The sequence below is a fragment of the Sphingomonas melonis genome (assembly GCF_013409985.1).
GTDB classification, from domain to species: Bacteria; Pseudomonadota; Alphaproteobacteria; order Sphingomonadales; family Sphingomonadaceae; genus Sphingomonas; species Sphingomonas melonis_A.
Map to the genome: position 1 here is coordinate 1,137,053 of NZ_JACCBY010000001.1, position 14,039 is coordinate 1,151,091.

At 66.3% G+C, this 14,039-nt stretch carries 10 protein-coding genes and 1 tRNA gene; 1 reads left to right on the forward strand and 10 read right to left on the reverse strand.

The genetic code is table 11. The features are described from left to right. Positions 1–15: 15 nt before the first annotated feature. The 7 genes from HD841_RS05495 to HD841_RS05525 form a co-directional block, all read right to left on the reverse strand. Positions 16–2,514 carry a TonB-dependent receptor domain-containing protein gene (locus HD841_RS05495; RefSeq protein WP_179507807.1) on the reverse strand — a complete coding sequence of 833 codons (2,499 nt, stop codon included), beginning with the start codon at positions 2,512–2,514 and terminating at the stop codon, positions 16–18. Positions 2,515–3,450: 936 nt separating this feature from the next. Beyond that, the gene (locus HD841_RS05500; protein ID WP_179507808.1) at positions 3,451–4,623 is read right to left on the reverse strand and encodes a VWA domain-containing protein; all 1,173 of its coding nucleotides are present in this window, start codon (positions 4,621–4,623) and stop codon (positions 3,451–3,453) included. Further along, positions 4,620–6,869 carry a DUF5682 family protein gene (locus HD841_RS05505; RefSeq protein WP_179507809.1) on the reverse strand — a complete coding sequence of 750 codons (2,250 nt, stop codon included), beginning with the start codon at positions 6,867–6,869 and terminating at the stop codon, positions 4,620–4,622. Before HD841_RS05505 ends, HD841_RS05500 begins: the two co-directional genes overlap by 4 nt. A gap of 4 nt (positions 6,870–6,873) precedes the next feature. After that, positions 6,874–7,953, reverse strand: coding sequence for an ATP-binding protein (locus HD841_RS05510; RefSeq protein ID WP_179507810.1), 1,080 nt, complete (start codon positions 7,951–7,953; stop codon positions 6,874–6,876). Further along, positions 7,950–9,356, reverse strand: coding sequence for a DUF5691 domain-containing protein (locus tag HD841_RS05515; protein WP_179507811.1), 1,407 nt, complete (start codon positions 9,354–9,356; stop codon positions 7,950–7,952). The genes HD841_RS05510 and HD841_RS05515 overlap by 4 nt, the downstream gene beginning before the upstream one ends. After that, entirely contained in the window at positions 9,349–10,728 is a 1,380-nt protein-coding gene (locus tag HD841_RS05520) for an SWIM zinc finger family protein (protein WP_179507812.1), read from the reverse strand. Before HD841_RS05520 ends, HD841_RS05515 begins: the two co-directional genes overlap by 8 nt. Positions 10,729–11,012: 284 nt before the next feature. Next, a tRNA-Arg gene (locus tag HD841_RS05525) sits at positions 11,013–11,089 on the reverse strand. Between the two features lie 60 nt (positions 11,090–11,149). Between HD841_RS05525 and HD841_RS05530 the strand changes: the two genes are divergently transcribed. Further along, positions 11,150–11,890, forward strand: coding sequence for a queuosine precursor transporter (locus tag HD841_RS05530; protein ID WP_179507813.1), 741 nt, complete (start codon positions 11,150–11,152; stop codon positions 11,888–11,890). Positions 11,891–12,320: 430 nt separating this feature from the next. On the opposite strand, the gene purQ is transcribed toward HD841_RS05530, so the two are convergent. From purQ to purC, 3 genes are read right to left on the reverse strand one after another with little or no spacing between them, the layout of a single operon-like run. Continuing rightward, complete coding sequence (gene purQ, locus HD841_RS05535; RefSeq protein WP_179507814.1) at positions 12,321–12,989, reverse strand: phosphoribosylformylglycinamidine synthase subunit PurQ; 669 nt, start codon at positions 12,987–12,989, stop codon at positions 12,321–12,323. Between the two features lies 1 nt (position 12,990). Continuing rightward, positions 12,991–13,221: a phosphoribosylformylglycinamidine synthase subunit PurS gene (gene purS, locus HD841_RS05540; protein WP_179507815.1), complete on the reverse strand. Its 231-nt coding sequence runs from the start codon at positions 13,219–13,221 to the stop codon at positions 12,991–12,993. Between the two features lie 18 nt (positions 13,222–13,239). Next, positions 13,240–14,019 (reverse strand): phosphoribosylaminoimidazolesuccinocarboxamide synthase, encoded by a 780-nt coding sequence (gene purC, locus HD841_RS05545; RefSeq protein WP_038663332.1) that lies wholly within the window; start codon positions 14,017–14,019, stop codon positions 13,240–13,242. Positions 14,020–14,039 lie beyond the last annotated feature (20 nt).

The following is a 14,039-nucleotide window of genomic DNA, read 5'->3' on the forward strand; positions in this document are numbered from 1 at the left end:
CCGCGCCGTTTGCATTCAGAGGGCGACCCGCAGCGACAGCGAGGTGGTGCGGCCGTTGATCGAGCGCGCGCGGACGATGCCGTTGGCCGGGATCGATCCGTCCTCCGACTCGGTGAAGCCGCGTACGTCGAACAGGTTGTTGGCGTTCAGCGAGAGTAGCAACCGGTCGGTCCAGCGCCATTGCGCGAAACCGTTGACCTGGGTGAAGCCGGGCAGCTTCAGGTCGCCGACGTCCTGGGCATAGCTGCTCGTCGTGCCGACGACATTGGCGCCGATGCTGAACCGGTCGACGGTCACCTCGGGCGTCGCCTGGAACATCAGGGCTGCCTGCCGCCGCGGGGTGCGGCCGACGCTCTGGGGGCTCAGCGCGTCCTGCGTGATCTTGGCGTCGGTATAGGTCGCGCCGACGGTGAGGTCGAACGGTCCGGTGCCATAGCTGCCGTCGAATTCCAGGCCGAAGGCGCGGTATTTGCGGTCGATGAAGGTCTGACGGGTCGCCTCGAAATTCTGCTCCTCGGTGCCGGCCCAGAAGCCGGTGAGGTTGGCCTTCATACCGTTGCGGCGATACTTCAGCCCCGCTTCGGCCTGGCGCACGTAATCCACGCCGGCATCGTGGTTGACGAGCGAGCCGTCCGTCACGCTCACGGCCGGCCCGAACAGCAGGCGGTCGGCATTGGCGCGGGCGCCGCGGCTGTAGCGCACGAACACCGCGAACGGCTCGGACACGCGGAAGTTGATCCCGGTCGAATAGGACAGATAGTGCCAGGAATAGTCGACCGGCGCGGGGCTGGTCAGTGGTATCACCGCCACCCGCCGCTCGGCGTCCGCGAAGCGGTTGTCGCGATTCATGTCGACGATCGCCGTACCGTTGCGGTTGCCGCCGAGGTCGGCACCGAAGATCGCGCCGCGCGCACGGCCGAAATCGTAGCGGATGCTGGCGCCGAGCGCGACGCGGCCGATCTTGTAGTTGAGCGATCCGAACGGCGCGTTGACGCCATAATCGACGCGATAGCTGCGACGGCAGCAGCCCGCCGCGTCGGGCTTGCCATAGCCATGGTCGGCGAACCAGGTCGCGCCATAGCCGTAATAGCCGTCCTGCGTCATCGCCTGGCCGGCGCCGTCGAACACGTCCACCAGCGCGGCGCGTCCGTCGCCGCGGACGTCCATCAGCGGCGACGTCCACAGCCAGTCGGTGTCCACCGTCTGACGTGAGGCATAGAAGCCGGCAGTGGTGGTCAGGTCGCCCTGGCCGACGCGGAACACGCGGCTGACCCTCAGGTCGTTGGTGGCATTGTTCAGGCTGTTGAGCTTGACGTCGAACACCACCATGCGCGCGAGCAGGCCGTTGCCGTTGAGCCCGGCGAGATCGGTGATCGCCTGGCCGCCATTCGGCCCGGTGGCGTAGCGCAGCGTCGCGCCCGCCCCGCCGAGATCGGTCGCGGTGGTCGCGGCGCTGGCGATGGCAGCCGGGAAGTTGGAGATGAACCGGCCCGAGATGTAGGCATACCGGAAGCGCTCGGTCACCGTCCAACCCGAAAGGTCGGTCTGGCTTTCGAAGCCGATCGCCTTGACGACCGGGTGCTGGCCGTCGCGCAGATCGTCGACGACGCGATTGTTGTTGCCATCGAGCGTGACGTTGCTGGTGAAGTAACGCGACAGCAGCGCGTCATGCGCGATGGAGAAGCCGGGAACGTCTTCGTACTGCGGGTTGGCGGCGGTACCGGTCACGCGCACCGGGTTGGGCAGATAGGCCGCCGACCGGTCGTTGAGCAGCTTGCCGTAGAGGCGCACGTAGCCGTTGGCGAACTCCTTGGTGACGTTGAGCTTGATCTGGCCGCCCTTGGTGCCGTCATAGCCGAGGTGGCGGGGGCCTTCGCCCTGATGGTAGAAGCCGCCGATCTGGAAGCGCAGGCCGTCGGCGACCTTGCCGCCATAGGTGATGTCGAGCCGGTGCTCGTTATAGTCGAGGCCGGTGCTGGCCTGGATCGTGCCGCCAGGAACCTCCCCGGTCTTGGAGATCAGGTTGATGACGCCGCCGGGCGAATTCGACGAGAAAGTCGAGGCCGAACCGCCGCGGATCGCATCGACCGAGGCGAGAGTGAGGTCGGCGCGCAGGAAGATGTCGGCGTTGCCGAAGGTGATGTCGCCGAATTCGAGGATGGGCAGGCCGTCTTCCTGCAATTGCAGGAATTTGGCACCGCCGGTCGCGATCGGCAGCCCCCGGATCGAGATATTGGCATTGCCGTCGCCGCCCGAGCTTTCCGAGCGGATGCCGGGGATGTTGCGGAAGATCTCGGCGGTCGAGCGCGGCGCGATCTTCAGGATCTCCGTCTCGGGCAGCGAGCTGGTCGAGATCGCACTGTCGAGCCGGTCGCGGCTGCGGGCAACGGCGGTGACGATGATGTCCGTGTTCCGATTGCGCGGTTCGGTCGCGCCGGTGGCCTCTGTCTTGGCGTCGGCCGGACGATCCTGCGCGCCTGCTGCCTGCGGCAGAAAATTCGCTAGCGAAATCATAGTCAAGCTTAGTCGGGCAAGAAACACAATGGCCTCCGGTGGGGTGGGGGTAACGGAGCCATTTTAGAAGGTAATTAGCGCTACCATTGCGAGGTTAGGAAAAAACACAAACGATTGCATATGGGTGATTTACGGGAAGAGGCTTCCGATGAAGTAAGGTCTGTACTTACAGGAAGAATAGAGGCAACGATTAGAATTGAAAGCATAAAGATAAAAACTAGGTAAATAGTTATTATGTTTGATGGGGGATGTGACTATCGCATAACGCCGGGCGCTCATGCGCTGAAATGCTGATTCGAAACGGATGCGAAACGAAATCTGTGATGCGCTTCTGGTGGGCGTAGCGAGGGGCATAAGCCCCCGATGCCGGTACACAGCTTTTAATAAAATTGAGACGTAACCATAGAAGATACGTGATCTCCGGGGAAGTGGTGGCGATTACACGTTGTGCAGCGGATGCGCAGATTTGATCGACAGGCTGATCAAGTATTAAAGCGCGGGATAAGGCGAAGACTAACTGATAACTTATGCGTTGGTGCAGGATAGCCGGTTGAACAAGAGGTTGATAATGTAGCCCGGCCGTTTGCCGCCTTATGAACTTCTCAGGGATTAGGTGTCTACCGGTGGTCGCCTGGTTGCGCGGGCCTAGCCTCATGCGCAGCGGCGCGCCGGCTCGTGTCGCTACACCGCAAAGTGCATCGCCGAACGGGAACAGGTCGATATTTCAGTCAAGGTGAACCCATGATCTTCACCGGGCGACGTGAAGAGTGCAAAAAGGCAGGCGTTGGCGATGTTGCCGCGCTACCGTCTAAGCGGTTGACCGCTGCCCTAAAGTGCCGTTGGCCCGCCCGAGGGGAAAGCGGTGGGCGCTCGGATCATCTGGAAACCGTAGTGCGAAGAAAACCGTGACGTCAGTTCGTGACGGATCGCGCTGCCTCAACCATCCGAACGAACCAGCTTGATATCGCGATCAGCGGCCCAGCCATGGACGTCCTCGCGCCGGAGGGCGGTCGCCATCAGGTCGGGAAACTGGTCGGGCGTGCAGGCGAACACCGGAATGCCCAGCGATGCCACTCGCGCCGAGAGATGCGGATCATAGGATGGCCGCCCCGTGTCGGAGAGCGCGAGTAGCACGATGACGTTGACGCCCGACACCGCCAATCGCGCCAGCCGGTCGACCAGCGCTTCGGCATCGCCGCCTTCGTAAAGATCGGTGATGAGTATCAGATGTGCTTTGCCAGGTCGCTCGATCCGGTCTTCGCAATAGGCGACTGCCCGGTTGATGTCGGTGCCACCGCCCAGTTGCACCCCGAACAGCACCTCGACCGGATCGGCCAGTTCCTCGGTCAGGTCGACGATCGCGGTGTCGAAGCAGACGAGCTTGGTCGCCACCACGGGCAGCGACGCCATGACGGCTGCAAAGATCGAAGCGTAGACCACCGAACTGGCCATTGATCCCGACTGGTCGACGCACAGGATCACCTCGTCCAGATCGACGATGCGCCGCTGCTGGCGCATGAAGCCGATGAGGCGTTCGGGGACCACCGTGCGATACTCAGGCTGATAATTGCCGAGATTGGCGCGGATGGTGCGCGGCCAGTCGATATCGGCGAACCGTGGCCGGCTGGTCCGCCGCGAACGATCGAGCGCGCCGCGGATCGCGTCCGCCGTGCGCGCCTCCAGCCGGGCGAGCAGCGCCGCGACCACCTTCGCGATCACGACGCGCGCCGTCTCCTTCGTCTTTTCCGGCATCACCCCGCGCAAGGCGATTAGATCGGCGACCAGGTTCACATCGGCCTCGACCGCCGCCAGGAACTCCGGCTCCAGCAGCATCTGGCGCAGGCCCTTGCGATGGAAGGCATCCTGCTGGATCACCTGGACGACCGGCGCGGGGAAGAAGTCGCGAATATCGCCCAGCCATTTGGCGACGCGCGGTGCCGATCCACCAAGGCCGCCGCGCCCCTTCTTCTCTTCCTCACCATCGCCGTAGAGCGCGGACAGCGCGCTCGACATGCGGCGATCGCTTTCCGATAGCGCCACGCCGCCTTCGTCAGCCCCATCGACGCCGAGTGCGAGCGTCCAGCGGCGTCCGCGTTGGTCCTCCGTCATGGTCGCACCCCCGTCATCAGCGCGATCACGCGCGCTTCGTGTGCGGGCCAGATCGCGACGGCGTCCGGCAGCAGCCGATAGCCGCGCGCGCCGCTGCCCGATCGGCCGAGAGCCGCGTCCATCAACCGGCGCCGCTCATTACGGTCGAGGGCGGAGAACACCCGCCGGAACAGCGGCAGATTGGCGACGAACGCCTCCTCCTCCAAGGTCGAGAGCCAGCTATCGACCACCTCGCGCAACGCCGTGTCGTGGATCAGCCGTTGTCCCGCGCCCTCCAGAAAACCTTCGAAATAGCCTGCGGCCGCGGCTGCCGGGGTGCCCGGCGACAGCATCCGGGCGAGCAGTATGGCGGCTTGGTCCGCGGACAGCGCCTCCGCCTCGTAAAGCAGGCGTGCTGCGGAGCCGGCAATCAGGCGTGTCGTCTGCGCGTCGTCGAACAGCTTGCGCAACGCCTCGTGCCAGGTCGCGACCACGTCCGGTGCCAGCTCGGCCAGCTGGATCGCCCCGTCCGCCGCCAGGATTGCACCGCGCAACGCCCCCGCGGCGTCGGCATCCAGGTTGCGCGCGGCATAGGGGAAGGCCAGCGCCGCCTGCACCACGATGCGCGGCATCAGCCCGGCGAGATGCCCGACCGTTCCGCTCCGTGCTTCGCCATAGCGCAGGATGTCGGCCATGGGCGGCAGCGCGGCGAGCAGCGCCTGACAGTCGCTGGTCAGCGCGGCCCGGTCTTCGAGCAGGGCGATACCTTCCTGCGTCGCGCGCGGCAGGTCGGCAATCATGGCCCGGCGCACCAGCTCCGCCAGCGCGCCGAGGTCGGTTTCCGCCCGCATCGCCTCGGTCAGCCGTCCGCCGGCGGCTTCGGCGATGGTCGAGCCATGGATCAGGTTCTCTATCAATCGAACGGCATATTCGGGCTGCCAGGCCAAGACCCAATTCTCGCGGAACGTGCCGCGGCTGCGCCCGGCATCGGCCAAACGGCCCCACGGCACGTCGAGCGCGTTCAGCCGATGCAGCAGCGTCGAGCGTGCCAGCCCGCTGTCGCTGCGCAGGTCGAGCGTCAGCGCCCGTTCCAGCGCTTCGGGTTTCAGCCGCATGGCCTTTTGCTGGCGTTGCAGATCCTCCAGCAGCGGGGCCAGCGGCGTGTCGGCGGGGATCACCCCGACCGCAGACCCGATCAGCAATTCGGCGGCGATGTCGTCCCATATCGCGCGTTCGCCCTGGCAAAGGCAGGCGATCGCCGCCTCGCGCAGTTCCGCGAAGCCGGGATGGGGGCGGGCGCGCAAGGCGGCCAGCGCATGGCCCAGCCGCTGCGCTTCGATCACCGATGCGGTGGACACGAAGTGGCCGTGTTCGCGCAGCACCCGCGCGATACGGGCGAGCCAGATTGCGTCGCGATCCTGGGCGTGGCGCGTGTCCCAGAGATGCGCACACCATCCCGGCGCAACGACCCCGGCACCATAGCCGCTCGCACGGGCGAGACGGGGGGCGGTCCAGGGTGCCCAGGTCGCCTTCGTCTTTGTCTTGGATCGCCCCTTGAGCACGGCGCGATCGGCGGACAGGCTGATCTTGGCGGCCAACGCGGGAACGTGCCATGCGCCGCACACCACGGCGACCGGACCCTCGCTCGCCTTGGCGCCGCGCGCAATTTCGATACGCATATGCGCTTCCCGCGCCGCCTCGCGCCCGGATGGCGGGGCGGCTTCGCTGCGCAGCGCCGTCATAGCATCGGCCACCGCCGCGAATACCGATGTCGAGGCGGGATTCTCCTCGATGACGTCGGCCCACCAGGATTCGCCATCGTCATACCCCGCCGCCATGGCCAGCGTGCCGATCGGATCGCTGGCGACCGGATCGTCGTCGGCGCTGACCTCTGGTTCCTGGTCGATGCCGATGCTCTGCTCGCCCTGCCGCTCGTCCGGCCAATCCCCAAGTCTGTCCGAGGCGGGAAGGTCGATGAAGCGCACCTCTGCACCATGCGCCACCGCCCAGCGCGCCGCCTGATATTCGGGAGAATAGTCCGCGAAGGGGAAGAAACTGGCGCGGGCCGGATCGTCCTCGACATAGGTGAGCAGCGCGACCGGCGTCGCCATCCCCGGATCGGCGAGCATCGGCAGCAGGTGCGAGGCATCCGCCGGCCCCTCGATCAGCACCGCCGCTGGCCGGAGCGCGTCAAGCGCCTCCACCAGACGACGTGCCGAACCGGGGCCGTGATGACGGACACCGAACAGCGATACCTCGGCCGCCATCGCGTCAGATCAGCTCGGTCAGCGAGGCGTAATAACCCTCGAACCCGCGACGCTTCTTGAGCACGGTCTTGAGATATTCGCCCAGCACCGCCTTGTCCTGCACCGGGTCCTTCACCACCGCGCCGATCATGTTGGCGGCCAGCATGTCGGGCGTAAGTCGCCCGTCGTTGAAGAAGGTCGCCTGGCTGATCCCGCCGACCATCACGCCGATCGCCTCGGCGGTGGACAGCCCGCCACTGGGGGATTTGAGCGCGACCTTGCCGTCCTCGGTCGATCCGGAGCGCAGTTCGCGGAAGATCGCGACGACCCGCGCCACTTCCTCGGCGACGTTCTTCGGGGCGGGCAGGTCGAGACTGCGCGCCATCTCAGCCACCCGCTTGACGATGATCGCCACTTCCTCGTCGGCATTGTCCGGCAGTGGCAGGACGACGACGTTGAAGCGCCGCTTGAGTGCCGAGCTCAACTCGTTGACGCCCTTGTCGCGGTTGTTGGCGGTGGCAATGATATTGAACCCGCGTCGCGCATAAACCGCGCCGTTCAGCTCGGGGATCGGCATCATCTTTTCGGACAGCACGGTAATCAGCGTGTCCTGCACGTCCGATCCCATACGGGTCAGCTCTTCCATGCGACAGAGCTTGCCCGTCTCCATCGCCCGCATCAGCGGGGTCGGGACCAGTGCGTCCCGGCTGGGGCCATGGGCCAGCAGCTGTGCACAATTCCATCCATAGCGGACCTGGTTTTCATCGGTCCCCGCCGTGCATTGGATCACCATCGTCGAATCGCCGGTGATGGCGGCCGACAGATGCTCCGACACCCATGACTTGGCGGTTCCCGGCACCCCGAGCAGCAGCAGCGCGCGGTCGGTTGCGAGCGTCGCTACCGCCGTTTCGATCAGCCGCCGGTCGCCGACATATTTGGGCGTGATCGCAGCGCCGCCGGGTGCAACGCCGCCCATCAGATAGGTAACGACGCGCCTGGGCGACAGCGCCCAGCCGGCTGGGCGACGGTCGGCATCGTCCGCCGCGAGCGCCGCAAGCTCACCGGCATGGATGTCCTCGGCGGGCAGGCGCAGCTTCTCGCTCATTCGGTCGGTCTCCTGTTATCGAGCGCGGCGTTGAGCCGCAGCATGTCGAGCCGCGGATCGGAGGCGATCAGCCCCGCCGCCGCCAATTGGTCAAGCGCCTGCCGCGCCGCGCTGCCCGAGGCGATCAGGCCGAGCGCCAGTAACGCGTCGGCCTGATCGACGGACCTCGCATTCTCCGACGACAGCGCGTCGAGCAGCGCCTTGCCTGCGGGCGTGCGGATCGCATCATCGATCCCGCCATCGCCACCAGCGATCGTCAGTACCATCGCGAAGCTGGCGTCCGGCACGCCCAACAGTCGCGTTGCGATCTGACGACGTCGGGACGGAGACAATCGGGGTAGCAGTTCGGCCAGCGCATGCGGGTCCATCGCATTGCCAGCGTCCGACAGGTTGGCGATCGCTTCGACGATCGCATCGCTGGCCGAGCGTGCCGCCATGGCCGCCAGTTGCTGATCGCCGGGCAAATCCCGACCCCAGGGCCAAGCGGCGACCAATTCCGTCGAAGACAGGCCCAGTGCTTGCGCGAAGCCATCAAAGGAAAGCGTCTGGATCAAGGTGTCGCGACGGTGCCGCTGGGCGGCGGTCTTCATCGTTTTCGCCACGATCGCGCGGGTGCGGCGTAGCAGCCCCCTGGTCTCGACGGTAAAGAAGGCGGCGAGTTCCGTGCTCTCCGCGTCGCTGCCCCCGGGGTGACCCAGACGCGCCAGCAGCGCGGCGGCCAGTGCCTTGACGCGGGGCGCCCGATCGCCGGTCAGCCGTTCCAATAGTGGCCGATCGGCGTCGCACAGTCCCATGGCCAACATGTCGAGCAGACGCACACGCCGGTCCGCAGGTTCATCGGCGATCCGTTCCGCCAGCAACAGGCTTGCCTGTGCGGGATCCTGCTGCCGTAACGCGGCAAACGCGACGTGGCGCGCAGCGGGTGCGAAGTCGGTCCAGTTTTCGGCGCTCAGCGCCTCGGGAGCGGCCGATGATGCGCCCGACGCGGCGGCCCAGTCCTGCCAAGCCGCATAAACCGCGGGCACTTCCTCATCGGGACGGGGCATCCAGTCGCCCGGATGCAGCGTCCAGCCGCGCGCATCGATAAAATCGAGCAGGTGACGGCGCGTCTGGGCATCGCGCATCTGCTGGAGCAGGCGTCGTACGCGAGGGCGAAGTCGGTCGGGAAGCGGCGGCTGGGCCAGCGCCGGAATGTCGTCACGTGGACGCACCTCCCCCACAGGCTGCGTGATCGCGAGCGTGCCGAGCAAATGGCCGGACAGCGCCAGCAGCCGCAGTTCCGCCTCACGCGCATCGGTGCCCAGCGTATCGCGCCAGGCGGCGGGGGCGTGAGCGGTCGCGCTGCCGCCCATGGTCCAGCGCGTCAACACCGGGCCTAGCGCATCGAATATCGCCTCAGCCATGGCCGATCCGCCCCCACCGCGTCTGCATCGCCAGCATCTCCAGCCGGTTGCCCGACCATAAGGCGGCTGTGCGTCTCAACTCGGTTCCAGCGGCCAGCCCCTCGACATCACCCGCCAGCGGCAGGGGTGAGGCGCCCTCTTGCGGTTGCCACCACGATGCGCCCGCCCGATCGAAGCCGATGCGCCCCGACGGAAGCAGGACCGGTCGTTCGGCAGCCCATGGCTCGGCGAGCAGCGGCGCGGTCAGCGCCTCCGCCAGTGGTCCGTCCGGCGGTGGCCAGTCGAGTGGAGGCCCGTCGACCAGCGCCGCTTCGCGCTGGATCAGCAGCGCGCGCAGGGGCATGCGCGCCGGATAGAACAGCAGTTCGCCAACGAATTGCTCGCCCGGCGTGAACGCTGAATGCCGTCGCCCGGCGCTGGCCGGAAAGAAATCGAGCAGCATCGCGAAGCGCGGCCCGGCGGCCAGATTGAGCAGCCAGGTCGTTTGCGATACCAGCCCATCGCGGCGGGTGCGAATCCGCTCCGCGAGCACTTCCCAGGCGGACGTCACACGTGTGGGCGCCGGATCGGCCAGCAGCGTTTCGCGAGTCTCGGCCGCGGCCACGGTGCGGCGCAGTTCCGCATTGCGCGGATCGGCGCGAAACGCACGGGCGAGCAGTACCAGTCGCGCCAGTTCCACCGTCGCGCCGCGCACCCGGTCGCCATTGGGCAGAGCGAGCAGTCGCGCGGGCATATCATCGACATGGCCCGCCAGGGCGGCGGCCTTGCCGTCGACCAGCCGCGCCGCGATCCGGCGACAGCGCGCGGTCACATCATCGACGAGGCCGCCAAGCCCCAGGCGAAGCTGATCGCTGATCCACTGTTCCAGCGCGTCCAGCCCATCCAGGATCATACGCTCGGTGTCTTCGGTTCGTTTGGCGCTGGTCGCCTCGCGTCGCGCCGCGGCCTTGGCATCATCGACGGGCTCGCGTTCGGCGGACCGGGCGGCGTCCAGATCCTTATCCGCTGCCGGTCTTGCCGACTTGGGTGCGCCGCTGGTCGAACGCCGACGCGCCAGCCACTCGCTCACCCATTCCGGTGTTTCCGCCACGGCGAACGCGACGATTGCCTCCGCCCTCAGCCAGAACAGGGCAAGAGCATGTTTGCACGGGAACTTGCGCGAAGGGCAGGTACACTTGCTTCCCCTGTCGCGAAGGTCTGCCATAACCCGATAGGGATTGGCCCCCGATCCGGCACATTCGCCCCAGATCAGCGCCTCGTCTTCGCTGATGCCGACTCCCGACCATTTTCCCGGCTTCGCAAGTCCGGCGGCGGCGTTGAGCGATGCTTGGTCGGTGGCAAGCTGTTGCACCGCCATCAAATCGATCGCCACACTGCCCCCGATCCCCAATCCCTACCTCGAATGATAAGGCAGAATGGCAAAATCCCAAAATCGGTTTGCCTGCTTCGAGGCAGCTAAAGGCTGGCGTTTCCGATAATCGCTAGAGGTTTAAAGAACCCAGCTTCGTTTCCTCCCTCAATCCGGTAAAATTATCTGCAAGCGCCTAAGAAGACGCGAGTATGTGGCGCGGTAGGCATTGCGGGCATGAGGGTAGTGCCCGTGGCTGTTCGAATCAAGACTTATGGAACATTCAAAAACCAGGTGCTTACAGGAAATGGCGCGCCCGGCTGGATTCGAACCAGCGGCCACAAGCTTAGAAGGCTCGTGCTCTATCCATCTGAGCTACGGGCGCGCGCGGCAGTCCGATTAGCGCGGTTTGCGCGGAACGGGAACCGCCATATAACGCGTCGCCATGGGCGAGCGGACGGAACGGGCGGTCGACGCCGCGGCGATGCGCGGGCAGGCGTTCCGCTATTACGACTTCGTCATGGCGGCGTTCGTCGCCATCCTGTTGCTTTCAAACGTGATCGGTGCGGGCAAAGTCGCCCAGATCGTGCTGCCCGGCATCGGCCCGTGGCCGTTCGGCGCGGGTATCCTGTTCTTCCCGGTCAGCTATGTCATCGGCGACGTGCTGACCGAGGTCTATGGCTATGCGCGGGCGCGGCGGGTGATCTGGGCGGGCACCGCCGCGGTGGTGTTCATGGCGTTCATGAGCTGGGTGGTCGTCGCGCTGCCGCCGGCGCCGAGCTGGGGCAACCAGGCCGCCTATGCCACCATCTTCGGCCAGGTGCCGCGGATCGTGCTGGCGAGCGTCTGCGCCTTCTGGGCGGGCGAGTTCGTCAATTCCTACGTCATGGCGCGGATGAAGCTGTGGAGCGAGGGCCGCCATCTATGGATGCGGACGATCGGCTCGACGGTGCTGGGGGAGGGGGTGGACAGCCTGATCTTCTATCCGCTCGCCTTCCTGGGCGCGGCGGGGTTCACGCCGGCGCTCGTCGTCACGGTGATGCTGACGCAATGGGCGCTCAAGGTGGCGTGGGAGGTGATCCTGACGCCGGTCACCTATGGCGTGGTGGGCGCGCTGAAGCGCGCCGAAGGCGTCGACGTGTTCGATCGTGCGACCGATTTCACGCCGTTCCGGACCAGGGTGTGAGCGCTGCCGTGTCGGACGACATGGACACGGTGATGGAAACGATCGGGGCCTGATCGTTTCCGCTTTTGGGGGGTGGATCGACCACGTGAGAGAGCGGATGCTCGGCGGTAGCAGGGCGGCGGGGGTGTAGGACAGCGTGACGCGGCGGTAGCAGCGGTGCGCAGTACCGGCCCGATCTCCCCTCTGGTCCTCGCCCACCCCGTCACCCCGGACTTGTTCCGGGGTCCACTCTGCGAGGAGGGGAAGGGCTTGATCCGACACCCTTCTCTTGCGGCTGGGTGGACCCCGGAACGAGTCCGGGGTGACGGATATGATGAGGAAGCCGATCGAACCTCATCCTCGCCGCGATGTGCGACTGCCCTGTCCGCCAGGGTGAACCGGAACTCCCAAATGGCGCACGCCTCCGCGAGGGGCGGTTCGCCGGCCGATCTTACGCGCCGATGGTTTCCAGCACGCCTTCGAACAGACGGCGGCCGTCGGTGCCGCCGTGGGCGGTTTCGATCTTGCGTTCGGGGTGCGGCATCATGCCGAGCACGTTGCCGGCGGCGTTGAGCACGCCGGCGATGTCACGTGCCGAGCCGTTGACCGGTTCGCCATAGCGGAAGGCGATGCGGCCTTCGCCTTCGAGTCGGTCGAGCGTGTCGGCATCGGCGAAGTAATTGCCGTCATGATGGGCGACGGGGACGCGGATCGTCTCGTCGGCGTCATAGCGGCTGGTGAAGGCGGTCTGGGCGTTGGCGACGGTCAGCGCGACGTCGCGGCAGACGAAGTCGAGGCCCGCGTTGCGCATCAGCGCGCCCGGCAGCAGACCCGCCTCGGTCAGCACCTGGAAGCCGTTGCACACGCCGAGCACGGGCAGGCCGCGACCGGCCTGCTCGACGATCGCGCGCATGATCGGCGATCGCGCCGCGATCGCGCCCGAGCGCAGATAGTCGCCGTAGGAGAAGCCGCCCGGCACCGCGACGAGGCCGACGCCCTTGGGCAGTTCGCTGTCGCCGTGCCAGACCATCGCCGGCTTGCTGCCGGTCACCCGTTCCAGCGCCACCGCGAGATCGCGATCGCAATTGGAGCCCGGAAAGACGACGACCGCGGTTTTCATGTCAGACGCGCTCCACGCGGAAGTTCTCGATCACCGTGTTGGCGAGCAACTGGCGGCACATGCCGTCGATCGATTCGTCGCTGGTCGAATCGGCGACCTCGAGCTCGAACATCTTGCCGGCGCGGACGTCCTCGACGCCCTCGAAGCCGAGGCTGCCGAGGGCGTGATGGATGGCGCGGCCCTGCGGGTCGAGCACGCCGGGCTTGAGCGTCACGAAGATACGCAGCTTCATCTTACTTACCCCCAGCCTTCACTTGCCACGCCGCTTGCGGTGGCTGTCGAGATCGAGCACGGCGCCGTCCTCGCCCTCGGGCATCAGGCCGAGGCGACGCGCCACCTCCTGATAGGCCTCCGCCTCGCCGCCGAGATCGCGGCGGAAGCGGTCCTTGTCCATCTTCTCGTTGGTGTCCATGTCCCACAGGCGGCAGCCGTCGGGGCTGATCTCGTCGGCGAGGATGATCCGGCCGAAGTCATTGTCCCAGATGCGGCCGAACTCGAGCTTGAAGTCGACCAGCCGGATGCCGACGCCGGCGAACAGGCCGCTGAGGAAGTCGTTCACGCGGATCGCAAGGTCGGCGATGTCGTGCATCTCCTCCTGGCTCGCCCAGCCGAAGGCGGCGATATGCTCGTCGGTGATCATCGGATCGCCGAGCGCATCGTCCTTGTAATAATATTCGATGATCGTGCGCGGGAGCTTGACGCCCTCCTCGATCCCGAGCCGCTTCGACAGCGAGCCGGCGGCGACGTTGCGCACGACGACCTCGATCGGCACGATCTCGACCTGGCGGATCAGCTGCTCGCGCATGTTGAGGCGGCGGATGAAGTGCGTCGGCACGCCGATCGCGTCGAGCATCGTGAAGATATGCTCGCTGATCCGGTTGTTGAGCACGCCCTTGCCGTTGATCGTGCCCTTCTTCTGGGCGTTGAACGCGGTGGCGTCGTCCTTGAAATACTGGATCAGCGTGCCGGGCTCGGGCCCCTCGTACAGGATCTTGGCCTTGCCTTCGTAGATCTGGCGGCGCCGAGCCATGCGCGTGTCCCCTGAAATAG

Excerpts from the sequence above, each read along its gene's own strand:
- HD841_RS05500 (WP_179507808.1), bottom strand. The coding sequence starts at position 4,623 with ATGACGGAGGACCAACGCGGACGCCGCTGGACGCTCGCACTCGGCGTC.
- purQ (WP_179507814.1), bottom strand. The coding sequence starts at position 12,989 with ATGAAAACCGCGGTCGTCGTCTTTCCGGGCTCCAATTGCGATCGCGAT.
- purS (WP_179507815.1), bottom strand. The coding sequence starts at position 13,221 with ATGAAGCTGCGTATCTTCGTGACGCTCAAGCCCGGCGTGCTCGACCCG.
- HD841_RS05510 (WP_179507810.1), bottom strand. The coding sequence starts at position 7,953 with ATGAGCGAGAAGCTGCGCCTGCCCGCCGAGGACATCCATGCCGGTGAG.
- HD841_RS05505 (WP_179507809.1), bottom strand. The coding sequence starts at position 6,869 with ATGGCGGCCGAGGTATCGCTGTTCGGTGTCCGTCATCACGGCCCCGGT.
- HD841_RS05495 (WP_179507807.1), bottom strand. The coding sequence starts at position 2,514 with ATGATTTCGCTAGCGAATTTTCTGCCGCAGGCAGCAGGCGCGCAGGAT.
- HD841_RS05530 (WP_179507813.1), top strand. The coding sequence starts at position 11,150 with ATGGGCGAGCGGACGGAACGGGCGGTCGACGCCGCGGCGATGCGCGGG.
- HD841_RS05515 (WP_179507811.1), bottom strand. The coding sequence starts at position 9,356 with ATGGCTGAGGCGATATTCGATGCGCTAGGCCCGGTGTTGACGCGCTGG.
- purC (WP_038663332.1), bottom strand. The coding sequence starts at position 14,019 with ATGGCTCGGCGCCGCCAGATCTACGAAGGCAAGGCCAAGATCCTGTAC.